Origin of the sequence: Streptomyces sp. NBC_01298, assembly GCF_035978755.1 — a bacterium.
Lineage (GTDB): Bacteria > Actinomycetota > Actinomycetes > Streptomycetales > Streptomycetaceae > Streptomyces.
Map to the genome: position 1 here is coordinate 5,825,847 of NZ_CP108414.1, position 13,412 is coordinate 5,839,258.

Consider the following 13,412-nt stretch of genomic DNA (forward strand, 5'->3'; position numbering starts at 1 on the left):
TCACACCTCGGGGTGCGGCGCCGGCCCCTCCGGGTGGGCGGGGCCCGTCGCCGCCTGGCGGCTGATGATGGCTGCGATCGCTTCCGGGGGCACCGCCCGGGAGTAGAGCCAGCCCTGGCCGGTGTCGCAGCCGATGTGCCGCAGGCGGGCCGCCTGGTCGGCGGTCTCCACGCATTCGGCCGTCACCGTCAGGCCCAGCCGGTGCGCGAGCTGGACCAGGGCTTCGACGATGGTCTCGTCGGCCGGGTTCGGGTGGGAGCCCTCCTCGTAGCGGAAGCCGCGGACGAAGGAGCCGTCCAGTTTGAGGACGGAGACGGGCAGGCGGCTGAGGTAGGCCAGGTTCGAGTAGCCGGTGCCGAAGTCGTCGATGGCGATCCGCACCCCCATGTCGCTCAGCGCCTGGAGGGCCTGGAGCGGGCGGCCCGCCGAGCCCATGACGGCCGACTCCGTCAGTTCGAGCTGGAGGAGCTGGGGGGCCAGGCCGGTCTCCGCCAGGATCTCGGCGACGTCGCCGACGAGGTCGGAGTCCCAGACCTGGCGGACGGCCACGTTGACGGAGACGAAGACGGGGGAGTCGCTGGGCTGCTCGATCTGCCAGCGCCGGGCCTGTCGGCAGGCGGTCTGGAGCACCCAGCGGCCCAACTGGACGATGGAGCCGTCCTCTTCGGCAATTCCGATGAACCGATTCGGCGTCAGCATGCCGAACTGCGGATGGTTCCAGCGCACCAGGGCTTCCACCCCGCGCACCGCCCCGCTCTCGAGGTCCACCAGCGGCTGGTACTCCACGGTGAACTCGCCGCGCTCCACGGCCGGCCGCAGCGTCGAGGCCAGGGCCTGCCGGGTCATCCGGTGCGCGTTGCGCTCCGGGTCGAAGAGGGTCCAGCGGGCCTTGCCGTCCGCCTTGGCCCAGTAGAGGGTCGTGTCCGCGGCCTGCATCAGGCCGGTCGCCGAGGTCCCGGCGGCCGCCCGCTCCACCACGCCGATGGACGCGGAGACCGACAGCCGCTGACCGGCCAGGTCGAAGGGCTCCTGTACGGCGGCCAGGACGCTCCGCGCCAGGTCCACGAGCTGTTCGGTGCCGGTGGACTCCTCGACCAGCAGGGCGAACTCGTCGCCGCCGAGCCGGGCCACCAGGTGACCGCCGGTGCGCCCGTAGCCGGACTGGTCGGCGCACTGGGTGAGCCGCTGGGCGACGGCGGTCAGCAGCCGGTCGCCGACCCGGTGGCCGAGGGTGTCGTTGACGGCCTTGAACCCGTCGAGGTCCAGGTAGCAGAGCCCGATCCGGCCCGTGCCGCTCTGCCCGTACGAGGAGGCCTCCAGGGCGGCGGAGAGCCGCTCGAAGAACAGCGCCCGGTTGGCGAGCCGGGTCACCGGATCGTGCATCTGGAGGTGGCGCAGCCGGGCCTGGAGGTCGCGCCGGTCGCTGATGTCGGCGACGGACAGCAGCACGTCGCCCGTGCCGGGGACGGGGCCGAGGGTGATCTCGGTCCACAGGGAGTGGCCGTCGGGGTGCTTGAGGCGCCGGGTGCAGCGGAGCCGGGCCTGCCGGCCGCGCAGCACCTCCTTGTAGGCGTGCCAGGTCCGGGCCTCGGAGGCCAGGTCCACCAGCTCGGCGGCGGACTGTCCGGCGAGGACGTGCGGCTCGGAGCCGAGGAGCGCGGCGAGGGCCTGGTTGGCTCCGGCGATGTGGCCGGTGCGGTCGACGACGGCCATGGGGAGGTGGGCCGCGTTGAAGGCGGCCCGATAGTCGGCCCGGTGGTCGGGCTGGTGGCCGGGCTGCTGGTCGGCCCGGTGGTCGTCGCGGTCCGGAGTTGCCGTCGCCGCCGGCGTCGCCGGGTGACGCTGCGTCATGGCCGGTCGGATGCCGTCGGCCGCCGACCCGGGTCCATCTGGGGTTCCGCTCACCGTTGGCTCCCGCAGTGCGTGTGAGTGTCCGTGCAGGAAAGTGTGCCGATCATAGAGGTTCCCGGACGGCCCTATCCAGCGGCGACGCCGTATGTGACGCGGGAGTTCGGTGTGATGACGGATCGTCGGCCTGACGCCGAATGATCGTTTCCGCACGGCTGTGAGCGTCCGGCGCCCACCCCTGTCCCGACCTGATCACTCGTGACTTTCCGTAGGCGCATGTGCGAAACCCGGCGTCACCGGCTTGCCCTAGTGCTCACTCGTGTGGGGCAGCGGAACAGGGCATTAGTAAGACAATCGCCCCAAGGTGGATGAAGAGGTACTAATCCACCACCGGAGGTCGATGTGCCGCGACAGCAGACACCCGGGGGAGTGGACCGCTCCCGCATGCGAACCACGGCGGCGGCGCTCACTTCCCTGACGGCGCTCGCCGCCATGTCGCTCGTCGCGGGACCCGCGGTCGCCGCTCCCGGAGCCGGACCGTGCGCGCTGACTCGTACCGCGGCCCACCACTCCCTGGGCCTGGACAGCTGGAACGGCGCCTACCCCAAGCCCGAGCGCACCCTCAACGCGGTCATGGTCTTCCTCTCCTTCCCCGACCACCGCACCGCGCTGACCACCGAGGAACTCACCGCCGACTACTTCCCGGCGACCAGCGAGTTCTTCGAGCGGGCCTCCTACGGCCGCTTCCGGCTGGTCGCGCACCCGCAGAAGCAGTGGATCCAGATGCCGAAGCCGTCCGCCGCCTACGGGATACAGCGCGACTGGGCCCCGGCGGACCGGGCCTCCTACCTGCGCGACGCGGTGGCCGGAGCGGATCCCTCGGTGGACTTCAGCCGGTACGACGTCGTCTACTTCGTCGCCGACCCGGACGCGCCCGGCGTCGACTCCGACGCCACCAAGGTCGTCAACTTCGAGCAGCCGATCCGGGCGGACGGCGCCGACCTGCGCCGCATCGTCACGGTCTTCGAGAAGCACCCGCCGGACCGCAACGTGCTGGCCCACGAGACCGGGCACGTCTTCGACCTGCCCGACCTCTACCACCGCCCCTCGGACGGCAAGGGCGACTGGGACACGTACGTCGGGGACTGGGACGTCATGGGCAGCCAGTTCGGCATGGCCCCCGACCTCTTCGCCTGGCAGAAGTGGAAGCTCGGCTGGCTGGACGCCTCCCAGGTGGACTGCGTGGGATCCGGCTCCTCCCTGCACACCCTCCAGCCGCTGTCCGAGGCCCCGCGCCCGGGCGGTACGGGCGGCACGCGGATGGCGGTGGTCCGTACGGGTCCCGGCAGCGCGATCGCCGTCGAGGCACGGGGCTCCGCCGGCAACGACGGGGACACCTGCACCGAGGGGGTCCTCGTCTACCGGGTCCGCAACGAGGCGGCTTCTGGCGGCGGGCCCATCGAGGTCGTGGACGCGCATCCCGACACCGAGGCCTGCTGGGACCGGTCGGTGTACCCGCCGCTGGCGGACGCCCCGCTGGAGGTGGGAGAGACCTTCACCGTCCCGGGTGAGGGGATCACCGTCGAGGTGGCGGACCGCACGCCGTCGGGCGCGTACACGGTGAAGATCACGCGGTAGCGGTAGCCGTAGCGGTAGGGGCGAGGGGCGAGAGACGAGAGACGAGAGACGAGAGACGAGAGACGAGAGGCGGGACACGAAAAAGACCCCCACTCGCGTGGGGGTCTCTTTCCGTCTGTGCGCCGCCAGGGACTCGAACCCCGGACCCGCTGATTAAGAGTCAGCTGCTCTAACCAACTGAGCTAGCGGCGCTTGGTGACGAGAGAGACATTAGCACCCCCGGCGGCGATCGGAAAAATCGATATCCGCAGCTCGGGTGGCACGGACGAACGCCCACAGCAGTGCCTCGGGTCCGGGTAGCCACGGCAACCGGGTGTCGGGCGCCACGAGCCAGCGCGAGGGCCCTCCGCCGGCGGCCAGCGGGGGCACGGTGACGGCGTCGCCGGGGCCGTGGCAGAGCGGGGCGGGCACCGGGGTGCTCCACTCCTCCCAGGCCAGCAGGGCCGGGAGCCGGTGGGCCGTCCCGGGCGCGGCGAACAGCAGGGTCCGCCCGCGGTGCACGGCCGCCGGCCCGGAGCCGGGGCCTTCGGCCCACAGCAGGTCGAGCATCCGGCGGCCGAGGACGAGGGGGACGTTGACGACGTCGAAGGCGGTGCCGCAGGGCAGCACGGCGGGCGCGGTGGGCCGGGCCTGCCAGGCGGCCAGCGTGCCTCCGGGCCGGGCGGAGGCCGAGGCCAGCCAGGCGGCGCCGGCCGGGGTGACGTGGTTCGCGGAGGCGGTCGTCGTCCGCGGGTCGAGCGCGGGGCAGCCGGTCATCGTCGTCATGTGTCCAGGTCTACCCGCGGTAGCGGACCGATCTCCGGGAGTTACGGGAAACCGGGACAGGCCGGGTGGGACTGGGGTATGTTGCGCCCTGCATATGCCAGAGGTCGAGGCCGGGCGTGTCTTCCGGGCATCCCATGGGTCTCAGGCGCCTCAGGGGTCCCGGGTGTCCCGGGCGTGTTCTCCGGTCGGCTGCTCACGCGCCCTCGGGGGTGGTGCCGCGCAGCAGGGACTCGCCGAACTCGATCATCTTGTGGGCGTAGTCCTCGGTCCACTCGGCCTGCTCCGCGATCGTCGCCGCGGACAGCCGGTCGAACCGCCGCGGATCCGCGAGCTGCGCCGCCGCCACCGCCTGGAACTCCACCGCCCGCTCCTGGGCGGCGCGGAAGGCCAGGGTCAGCTCCGTGGCCCGGGCCAGCAGTTCCCGCGGGTCCTCGATCGATTCGAGGTCGAAGAAGTGCTCCGGGTCCGTGACGGTCTCCGGCGGCTCGAAGAGCAACTGCGCGGGCCGAAGCCTCCGCTCGGTCCGCTCGGGCTCTGCCATGCGTGTCCTCCTGCTGGGCGTGGAAAGGGCTTCCGGGCCGAGAGCCTCCGGGGTCGAAAAGCTTCCGGGCCACCGTCTATTGTCCTGCTTCGCGCAAGGGCGCCCGAGGGCCCCGGTGGATGGGCTAGAACGTACGTATGACCCATGGTGTGCACGAGGAGCTGGACAAGCTCTGTGACGAGGGCATCGAGCAGGTGATCGGCTGGCGCCGTCATCTGCACCGCAATCCCGAGCTGCCCAACCGCGAGGCCGCCACCGCGCGGCTCGTGGCACGGGAGCTCACCGGGTTCGGACTGGACGAGGTGCGGACCGGCATCGCGGGGCACGGGGTGGTCGGTGTGCTGCGCGGGGGCCGGCCCGGGGACCGGGTGGCGGCGCTGCGGGCCGACATGGACGCCCTGCCCGTTCCCGACCGCTGCGGAGCGGACTTCGCCGCCACCGGCGCCGCCTCGCACGCCTGCGGCCACGACTGCCACACCGCGATGCTCCTCGGAGCGGCGCGAGCGCTGGCCGACGTACGGGTACGAGAACGGCTGCCCGGAACCGTGCTGTTCGTGTTCCAGCCCGCCGAGGAGGGCCCGCCGGTCGACGAGGAGGGCGGGGCGCGCCTGATGGTGGCCGAGGGGGCCTTCGCGGACCCCGTCCCCACGATGGCCTTCGGCATGCACGTCACCCCGCACCCCAAGGGCTGGGTGGGCTACAAGTCCGGCCCGATGTACGGGGCCTCCTGCCTGGTCCGCGTCGCCGTCACCGGCAAGCAGGCGCACGCCTCCTCCCCCTGGCACGGCGTCGACCCGATGCCCGCCGTCGGGGCGCTGCTCACCGGGATCGGCCAGCTCTACCGGCAGGTGTCGGCGTTCTCGCCGGTCACGGTCTCCATCGGGCACATCGAGGACGTCGGCCGGTTCAACGTCATCGGGGAGACCGTCACCCTGTGGGGCACGATCCGCTGCGCCGAGGAGCGGGACATGCCCGAGGTCAAACGCCGGCTGACGGCGCTGGCCGAGCACACCGCCGAGGCCTACGGGGCCTCCGCGACCGTCGAACTGCTCCAGGACGTGCCCGCCGTGCACAACGACGCGGCGTGGGTCGAGGACGCGCTGCCCACCCTGCGCCGGGTCGCGGGCGCGGACCGGGTGGTGGAGGTCGGCGGCACGCTGGGCTACGACGACGTCTCCGAACTCATCACCCGCTTCGGCGGGCTGTACGTGATGCTCGGCGTCCAGGACACCGCCCTGGACCCGGCGAGCGGCGAACCGGCGCCCGTCCCCGGCGGCCGTGGCCTGGTGGGCAACCACCACCCCGGTTTCTACGCCGACGACGACACCCTGATCACGGGCGTACGGCTGCACGCGCACGCCGCGTACGACCACCTGGCGGGGTCCCTCGTCACGCGCCTCCTCACGCGCTGACCGGCGTCCTCGACAGGGCGGAGAGCTCGTCCAGTACGGTCGCCAGCTCGCCGTCGAGGCCCTCGGGGGCCCGGAACCCGTCGGCCGTGACCAGTCCGGTGATGCCCGGGACGGCCACCGAGGCCCCGGCCGGCACCATGCCGACGGCCTCCAGCACGGGCCGGAGCATCCGGCCGGCCGGGGCGCCGCCGGATCCGCCCGCGCTGTAGGAGAGCAGGCCGGCCGGCTTGCCCCGCCATTCGCGGTGGAGGAAGTCGATGGCGTTCTTGAAGGGGGCGGTGAAGCCGCCGTTGTACATCGGCAGGACGAAGAGGAAGGCGTCGGCGGAGTCGACGAGGGCGCTCCACGCGCGGGTGTGCGGGTGGGTGTAGATCCCGGTGGAGGCGTATTCGGGCTCGTCCAGGAAGGGCAGGGCGACGTCGGCGAGGTCGACGGGGGTGACCTCGAAGCGGCCCCCTCCGTGCGCATGCGCCTGGTCCGCGGCCCAGCGGGCCAGGGGGCGTGCGGCGGAGGTGGGGCGGACGGAGGCGGAGACGACGTGCAGGCGGATCGGGCTGGTCGGGCTGGTCGGGCGGATCGGGCTGGTCGGGCTGGTCGGGCGGATCGGGCTGGTCGGGCTGGTCGGGCGGATCGGGCTGGTCGGGCTGGTCGGGCGGATCGGGCTGGTCGGGCTGGTCGGGCTGGGCATGGCGGGCTCCTTGCGGGCGAGCAGTTTTGTTGACGTGTCACCTATGGGAGCGGGGGGATGGGTGATGTGTCAACTAGGTAGGTGACGTGTCACGTACCGGTCTAGACTTCGACCATGACCGAGAAAGAGAGCGAGAGTGCGCCGCGCTGGCTCAGTGAGCCCGAACAGCAGGCCTGGTACGCCTGGCGGCGGATGTTTCCACTGGTCAACGCCGATATCGCACGCGATCTGACCCAGGACAGCGGGCTCTCCGAAGCCGACTACGACGTCCTGTCCGTCCTCGGCTCCACCGACGGCCACCGCATGCGCATCAGCGCCCTCGCCGTCCTCATGCAGTGGTCCCGCAGCCGGCTCTCCCACCAGCTCACCCGGATGGAGCAGCGGGGCATCGTCCGCCGCGAGGAGGTGGCCGACGACGGGCGCGGCGCCGAAGTGGTGCTCACCGAGCAGGGCGTCACCACGATCATGACGGCCGCCCCGCTCCACGTGGAATCGGTGCGCCGCCACCTGATCGACATCCTGACCCCGGAGCAGCTGAGCACCTTCGCCGAGGTGGGCGAACTGCTCCGCACCCGCCTCGGCGTCGAGCGCAAGACCCGCTGAGCCGCTGACCCGCTACCCCGTGGAGTCGCTGACCCGCTGACCCGCCGGGCTACGGTCGCCAGACCACCCGGTGTTCGGCCAGGTGGGCCAGTACCGAGTGGTTGGCCTCCCAGCCGTCCGGGAACTTCATCGTCACGCCCAACTGCACCGGTTCCGAGGACGGGTGGGCGTCCAGGAGCTCCGCTATCCCCGCCCTGGCCACCACCACGCAGGCGTGCCGGTGCCGGGAGGCCAGGACGCAGAGCCGGCCCGTCTCCAGGTGGAAGGCCGTCGCGTCCGGGCGGCCCGACAGGGGGTGCAGGACGACGGTGAGGTCGTACTCGCGGCCCTGGAGCCGGTTGGCCGTGTCCACGGTGACGCCCGTGACCCCGAGCGCGGACAGCGCCGCCCGGACCGCCGCCGCCTGGTCCCGGTGCGCGGTGCCCACCGCGATCCGGTCCGCCGTCAGCGGTGACGGGCCGCCCGGCTGCTCGTCCACCGTCACGGCGCCCCGGTCCAGGGCCCGGCGCACCACCAGGGCCACCGCCCGCACGGCCTCCGGGTCGGTGCGCGGGGTGTGGCGGGCCGGCAGTTCGAGCAGGCCCCACCCCGACTCGGCGGCCTCGTCCAGCACCCGGTCGGGGCCCGAGCCGTCGCCCGCGACCCCGTAGGACATCCGCCGCTCGCCGTGGCCCGTACCGCTGCGGAACCGCGTGTACGGGTAGAAGGCGCGGGAGACCAGGGGCGCGGCCGAAGCCGGCAGCCGCCAGGACACCGGCAGCCGGTGCTGCGGCAGGTCGGGGTTGTGCGCGAGGAGGGTGGACACCGCCGAGGCGGAGGGGTCGTAGGACAGGCCCGCCCACTGCTCGGCCCCGACCACGCTGAAGGGGTCGAGCTGCCCCGGGTCGCCCACGAACAGCGCCCGGTCGAACAGCCCGGCCACGGCCAGCAGCGCGTCCGAGCGCATCTGGTACGCCTCGTCCACGATGGCGTGCTCCCAGGGCTCCACGTCCTTGACCCAAGCCCACTTGGCCGCCGTCGAGATGGTGACCGGCAGCCCCGCGAGGTCCCCCGGCTTCGCCGAGAGCACCACCGAGTCCAGCTCGCGCAGCGCCGGATCGTAGGCGTCGCCCTCGCTGCTGTGCAGCCGGCCCACCTTCAGCTCGGGATCCTTCGCGTGCAGCCGCAGCACCAGGTCGTCGACCTGCGCGTTGGTCTGCGCGACCACCATCAGCCGGCGCCCGGCCGCCGCCAGGTCCCGGGCCGCCCGCACCACCAGCGTGGACTTCCCGGCCCCGGGCGGGGAGTCCACGACCACGCCCCGGGCCGCGCCGTGCAGGGTGTCGCGCAGGATGGCGTCGGTGGCCCGGCCGGCGGCCGCGCCCGGATCGAAGGCGGTGCTCGCGGTGCTCACAGGAGGTCCTCGGCGGTCACGGGATCGGGCAGTGGCAGCGTCGGGGCGGCGCCGGTCAGGTGTGCGGGCGGCCCGCCGTGGGTCCACGGGGTCTGCTCCGGGTCCGGCAGCTTCGGGCCGCCGCGCGCATCGTGCTCGAAGAGCGTCCAGCACACCCGGTCGCCCTTCTCCGGCACCGAGCCCGGCTCCGGGTCCTTGCCGCGGCCCATCTTGTCGAGAACGCGCAGCACGAGCCGGCCGTCCTCCTCCCAGCGGACGAACTGCGCGCTCTGCGGGCGCCCGTCGAGCGAGCGGTAGACCTTCGGCCCGCCGCCCCCGCCTCCGCCGCCGTCCTCGGTGAGCTGCGGGCGGTCCTCCGTGGCCACCCACACCAGCGGGCGCGGGCTCGGCCGCTTCGACTCCGTCCACTCCATGACCACTTCGGTGACCTCACCGGCGAACGCCTCGCCCGAGAGCCGCCGGCCCGCCATCACCAGCAGGTCGTCCAGTGCCTCCTGGGCGTCGAGCCGCACCTGCTCGGTCTCCCGCGCCGCGAGCTTGCGCGCGGCCGTCACCGCGTCGTCGCGGCGCGGCTGCGGGCCCTCGCCCGCCCGGACCCGGTCCCGGTGGCCGGTGTACGACCAGCGGTCACCGGTCCAGCGGTCCTCGACCCGCTCGCCCTCCGGCAGTTCGCGCAGCAGGGCGATCGAGTCCCAGACCGCCCGCCAGGTGCCCTCCATCTGTTCCACGACCAGCCGCCGGACCGCCTGCTCGGCTGCCGCGCGCTGTCCGTCGCCGTTCCCGCTCACGTCGGAAGCCGCCCGTGCCGCGTCGAACCTCGCGATGGCCGGGGCCAGCAGCTTGTTGTCGAAGGCCGGATCGGTGGCGGGGCCGGCCGGCGGGACCAGCAGCAGGCCCCGCGGGTCCCGGCCGAGCTCCGCGCGCAGCGCCAGCTCGGCGCCGGACTCGCCCTCGGGCGGGTCGATCCACGCCAGCAGGGCGCCCAGGTGCTGGTCCTCCAGATTGCTCTGCCCGGTCGCCCAGTGCCGCGACAGCAGGTCGGTCGCCGACAGCAGCATCGAGGAGCCGGGCACCCGGGAGCGCTCGGCGAGGTGCGTGAACCAGCGCCCCAGCAGCGGGACCTGCGCGGGCGCCGGATACGGGTGCTCGGGATCCTCCTCCGCGGTCCGCCGGAACCGCATGGAACGCCCCAGCAGCCGGACGTACTCGATGCCCGTGCGGCTCGGCACGATCAGCTGCGGAGCGTCCAGGCAGAGCTCGGCCTCCACCTTGACCCGCTTGCCCGTCGCGGGATCGGTCTCGGTGCGCTCCACCGGTTCGACGGCGTCCGCGTACCCCTCGATGTACGGGACCACCTGCGCGGCCAGCTCCGCCAGGAACTCCCACCGCAGGTCGCGGTCGCGCGGCTGCGGTATGGCCAGGACCTGCGGCCGGTCCGGATCGGTGCCGATCATCGCGCCGAGCGGAGCCCCGGCCTCGCCCGCCGTGGTCAGCGGTACGAAGACCAGCGGGCGTTCGCTCAGATGCCGGTGCCGTACGGTCGCCAGCGGCTGGGCCCGCCCGGCGCGGACGGCCTCCAGCCGGGCCAGGGTGTTCATCAGCGACATGCGGCGGCCTCCGTGCGGATGCGGGCGGGGGCCTGCTCCAGCGCCTCGGCGCGCAGCCGGGCGGCCCGGCGCAGGGCGGCGGCCGTGGGATCTTCGGGGGCCGCCGGGTCGGGGGCCCGCCCGCCGGGGGCCTCCCCGCCGGGCGAACCGCAGGCCGCCGCCAAGGCGGCCTCGACCGTGGTCAGCCCGCCCAGCTCACCCCGTACGGAGCGGCCGAGCGCGGTCACCTCGTCGGCCGTGCGCGCCCGGTCCCGGCAGTGGAAGGCCAGCTCGCAGGCGGCCAGGCACTCGGGGGCGTAGGCGGCGGACACGGCCGAGACGGCCTCGGTCAGCTCCTCGGCGGAGCACGCGGGATCGAAGGTGAGGCCTTCGGGCAGGGCCCCGGCCAGCTCCTCGACCCGGGTGAGCCGCTCCAGCTGGCGCCGGGTCACCGAGCGCTCGCGCCGGACGTCGACGGGGGCCGCGGTGGGCAGGTTGGAGAAGTCCTTGGGGCAGACGAGCAGCACGGTGTGCCCGACCTCGGCGCCGGCCACCTTCGCGGCGGTCGTCTCCAGGGCCAGGACGTAGACGGCGGCCTGGCGGGCGGCGGCGCCCACCTTCGCGGCGTCGGCCGCCCCGTCGATCATCGGGAACGACTTGATCTCCACCACGGTCCAGCGCCCGTCGGGGTCCACGACGACCGCGTCCGGCTCCAGGTAGGCGGGGGAGCCGGCCACCTCCAGCGCGAGCATGGGGTGGTCGAGCAGGGTCCAGGCCCCGGCGGCGGTCGCCTCGCGCAGCGCGAGCGCGGTGCGGGCGGCGCGGCCCTGGGGGCCCGCGGCGGTGAGGTCGGGGGTGAGGACGTCCGGTCCGGGCGGGCCGGCCGCGCCGCCGGATCCCGTGCCGAGGTGCTCGTACACCAGCCGCAGGAGCTCCGCTCCGCCGTCGCCCTTGACCTTGGCCTCGAAGGAGTTGCCGCGCACGATGGCGAACTGCGACTGCCCGAAGGCCGCGGGGGAGCCGAGGGCCGACGCCAGGACGGTCTTGTCCACGCCGGCGCCGTCGAGCAGGGCGCGTCTGCCGCAGCCGGGGTTGGCGGCGAGGGCCGCCAGCGCGCGGGCGTCGAGCGGGCGCGGCGCGACGTCGGGGCCGCGCAGATCAGCGAGCCGTTGCCGCAGCGTTTTCGGAGGATTCAGGGCATTCAGGGCATTCGGGAGATTCGACGGCGGCGTCGTCGGCTGTGTGGTGCGCCACGCCGCCGGCCCCGCCGTCGGTCCGGGGGACGGCGGAGGGGTCTGCGGCGGCTGACCGCTGGACGGGTAGGAGCTCACCCGCGGAAGTGTCCCATCCGCCACTGACAATCGTGGACTTACGGCGGAAACCGGCTGTTCGGGTGGTGTGCGGAGATCCGGTGGACGCGGGGAGCCCCGTGACCGCGGCCGGCAGGGCGCGGGCCGCGAGGTAGCCGGCGCCCATTACGGCGGCCCCGGCGACGGCGTCGAGGAAGTAGTGGTTGGCCGTGCCCATGACCACGAGGGTGGTGAGGACGGGGTACGCGGCCCCGAGCACCCGGACCAGCGGCCCGCGCGCGCGGCACCACAGCATGATCCCGCACCACAGGGCCCAGCCCACGTGCAGGCTGGGCATGGCCGCGAACTGGTTGGTGAAGGAGCCGAGCCCGCGCGGCGCGCTGGCCTCCCCGCCCCACCAGCCGTAGGAGCTGTAGCGGGCCATCGTGTCGGTGAACCCGTACGAGGCGTCGAGCAGCCGGGGCGGGCAGGTGGGCACCAGGGCGAAGCCGACGAGCCCGAGGAGGGTGGAGGTCATCAGCCAGGTGCGGGCGAAACGATACTGCTGGGGGCGGCGCCGGTAGAGCCAGACCAGCACCGCGGGGGTGACGAGGTAGTGCAGGGAGGCGTAGACGAAGTCGGCGGGTACGCCGAGGACCGCCTGGCCGGTGAAGAGCCGGTTGAGCGGCCGCTCCAGGTCCAGCGCCAGGAGCTCCTCCAGGCGCAGGATCGCGAGCCCGTGGTCCACCGCCATCCCGACGTCGCCCCGGGCGAGGAGTCTGCCACCCGAGTACGCCGCGTAGACGATCCCCAGGAGCAGCAGTTCGGCCCACCAGCGCGGAGGCTGCCGCCTATTAGTCATACGGCGTATGACGTGTGTGAAGGGGCGAGGGTTGCGTGGCGTTCACCTGATGGATGATGGAGCGGCGACGGAACCCCCGCAAAGCAGTGCGAATGGTCGGCCCGTCGGTGCGTTGCCCGTATCTCACCCCCTCGACCGGGAGAACTCATATGGCCCCCCGCATCCTCTTGGCCCGTCACGGCCAGACGGCGTGGTCCCAGCTCGGCAAGCACACCGGACGCACGGACGTGCCCCTGCTGGAGGAGGGGAAGCGCGGCGCGAAGCTGCTCGGCGAGCGCCTCGCCCGCGACCCGTGGGCGGGCCTGCGCGGGCTGGAGGTGCGCACCAGCCCCCTGGTGCGGGCGAGCGAGAGCTGCGACCTGGCCGGCTTCGGCATCCAGGCGGAGCCCTGGGACGCGCTGATGGAGTGGGACTACGGCGACTACGAGGGCATGACCCCGGCCGAGATCCAGGCGATCCGGCCCGGCTGGCTGATCTGGCGCGACGGGGTCCCGGGCGGCGAGTCCGTCGCGGACGTCTCGGCCCGCGCCGACGAGGTCGTCACCTGGGCACGCTCGGCCGAACGCGACGTCCTCGTCTTCGCGCACGGCCACATCCTGCGCACGCTGGCCGCGCGCTGGCTCGGCTTCGAGGCCTCCTTCGGCGCCCGCATCCGGCTGGAGCCGACCTCCCTGTCGGTCCTGGGCTGGGCGTACGGGGCCCCCGCGCTGGAACGCTGGAACGACACGGGGCACCTGGAGTGATCCAGCCCCTCCCGGGGCCCCTCCCAGCGGTAGCCGGGGGAGTT

10 protein-coding genes, 1 tRNA gene and 2 pseudogenes are annotated in these 13,412 nt (G+C 73.6%); 4 read left to right on the top strand and 9 right to left on the bottom strand.

The window, feature by feature from the left end; all coding sequences use genetic code 11:
• Entirely contained in the window at positions 1 to 1,851 is a 1,851-nt protein-coding gene (locus OG730_RS26485) for a putative bifunctional diguanylate cyclase/phosphodiesterase (RefSeq protein WP_327306573.1), read from the bottom strand.
• A 441-nt stretch (positions 1,852 to 2,292) separates the two neighbouring features.
• Here OG730_RS26485 and OG730_RS26490 point away from each other — a divergent pair, with 441 nt between their 5' ends.
• Positions 2,293 to 3,486, top strand: coding sequence for a M6 family metalloprotease domain-containing protein (locus tag OG730_RS26490; protein WP_442815025.1), 1,194 nt, complete (start codon positions 2,293 to 2,295; stop codon positions 3,484 to 3,486).
• Positions 3,487 to 3,604: 118 nt separating this feature from the next.
• Here OG730_RS26490 and OG730_RS26495 read toward each other — a convergent pair.
• The 3 genes and pseudogenes from OG730_RS26495 to OG730_RS26505 form a co-directional block, all read right to left on the bottom strand.
• Positions 3,605 to 3,678, bottom strand: a tRNA-Lys gene (locus OG730_RS26495).
• Positions 3,669 to 4,242: pseudogene (locus OG730_RS26500) on the bottom strand (bifunctional DNA primase/polymerase). Before OG730_RS26500 ends, OG730_RS26495 begins: the two are co-directional and overlap by 10 nt.
• Positions 4,243 to 4,444: 202 nt before the next feature.
• A complete protein-coding gene (locus OG730_RS26505; RefSeq protein ID WP_327306575.1) occupies positions 4,445 to 4,792 on the bottom strand; it encodes a DUF8844 domain-containing protein in 348 nt (115 codons plus the stop codon).
• 137 nt (positions 4,793 to 4,929) lie between these two features.
• Here OG730_RS26505 and OG730_RS26510 point away from each other — a divergent pair, with 137 nt between their 5' ends.
• The gene (locus tag OG730_RS26510) at positions 4,930 to 6,204 is read left to right on the top strand and encodes a M20 metallopeptidase family protein (RefSeq protein WP_327306576.1); all 1,275 of its coding nucleotides are present in this window, start codon (positions 4,930 to 4,932) and stop codon (positions 6,202 to 6,204) included.
• Here OG730_RS26510 and OG730_RS26515 read toward each other — a convergent pair.
• Positions 6,194 to 6,892 (bottom strand): NADPH-dependent FMN reductase, encoded by a 699-nt coding sequence (locus OG730_RS26515; protein WP_327306577.1) that lies wholly within the window; start codon positions 6,890 to 6,892, stop codon positions 6,194 to 6,196. The two genes, OG730_RS26510 and OG730_RS26515, sit on opposite strands and share 11 nt — an antisense overlap.
• A 114-nt stretch (positions 6,893 to 7,006) precedes the next feature.
• On the opposite strand from OG730_RS26515, the gene OG730_RS26520 reads away from it, so the two are divergent.
• Positions 7,007 to 7,495: a MarR family winged helix-turn-helix transcriptional regulator gene (locus OG730_RS26520; RefSeq protein ID WP_327306578.1), complete on the top strand. Its 489-nt coding sequence runs from the start codon at positions 7,007 to 7,009 to the stop codon at positions 7,493 to 7,495.
• A gap of 49 nt (positions 7,496 to 7,544) precedes the next feature.
• Here the strand turns inward: OG730_RS26520 and OG730_RS26525 are convergent, their stop codons facing one another.
• The 4 genes and pseudogenes from OG730_RS26525 to OG730_RS44340 all read right to left on the bottom strand — a co-directional run.
• Positions 7,545 to 8,888 carry an AAA domain-containing protein gene (locus tag OG730_RS26525; RefSeq protein WP_327306579.1) on the bottom strand — a complete coding sequence of 448 codons (1,344 nt, stop codon included), beginning with the start codon at positions 8,886 to 8,888 and terminating at the stop codon, positions 7,545 to 7,547.
• On the bottom strand, positions 8,885 to 10,495 hold the full coding sequence (locus tag OG730_RS26530; RefSeq protein WP_327306580.1) for a hypothetical protein: 1,611 nt from the start codon (positions 10,493 to 10,495) through the stop codon (positions 8,885 to 8,887). The genes OG730_RS26525 and OG730_RS26530 overlap by 4 nt, the downstream gene beginning before the upstream one ends.
• The gene (locus OG730_RS26535) at positions 10,486 to 11,805 is read right to left on the bottom strand and encodes a hypothetical protein (RefSeq protein WP_442815026.1); all 1,320 of its coding nucleotides are present in this window, start codon (positions 11,803 to 11,805) and stop codon (positions 10,486 to 10,488) included. Before OG730_RS26535 ends, OG730_RS26530 begins: the two co-directional genes overlap by 10 nt.
• 187 nt (positions 11,806 to 11,992) lie before the next feature.
• Positions 11,993 to 12,625 (bottom strand): annotated as a pseudogene (locus OG730_RS44340) (phosphatase PAP2 family protein); the annotation flags it as partial.
• Positions 12,626 to 12,774: 149 nt separating this feature from the next.
• Here OG730_RS44340 and OG730_RS26545 point away from each other — a divergent pair.
• Positions 12,775 to 13,368 (top strand): histidine phosphatase family protein, encoded by a 594-nt coding sequence (locus OG730_RS26545; RefSeq protein WP_327306582.1) that lies wholly within the window; start codon positions 12,775 to 12,777, stop codon positions 13,366 to 13,368.
• Positions 13,369 to 13,412 lie beyond the last annotated feature (44 nt).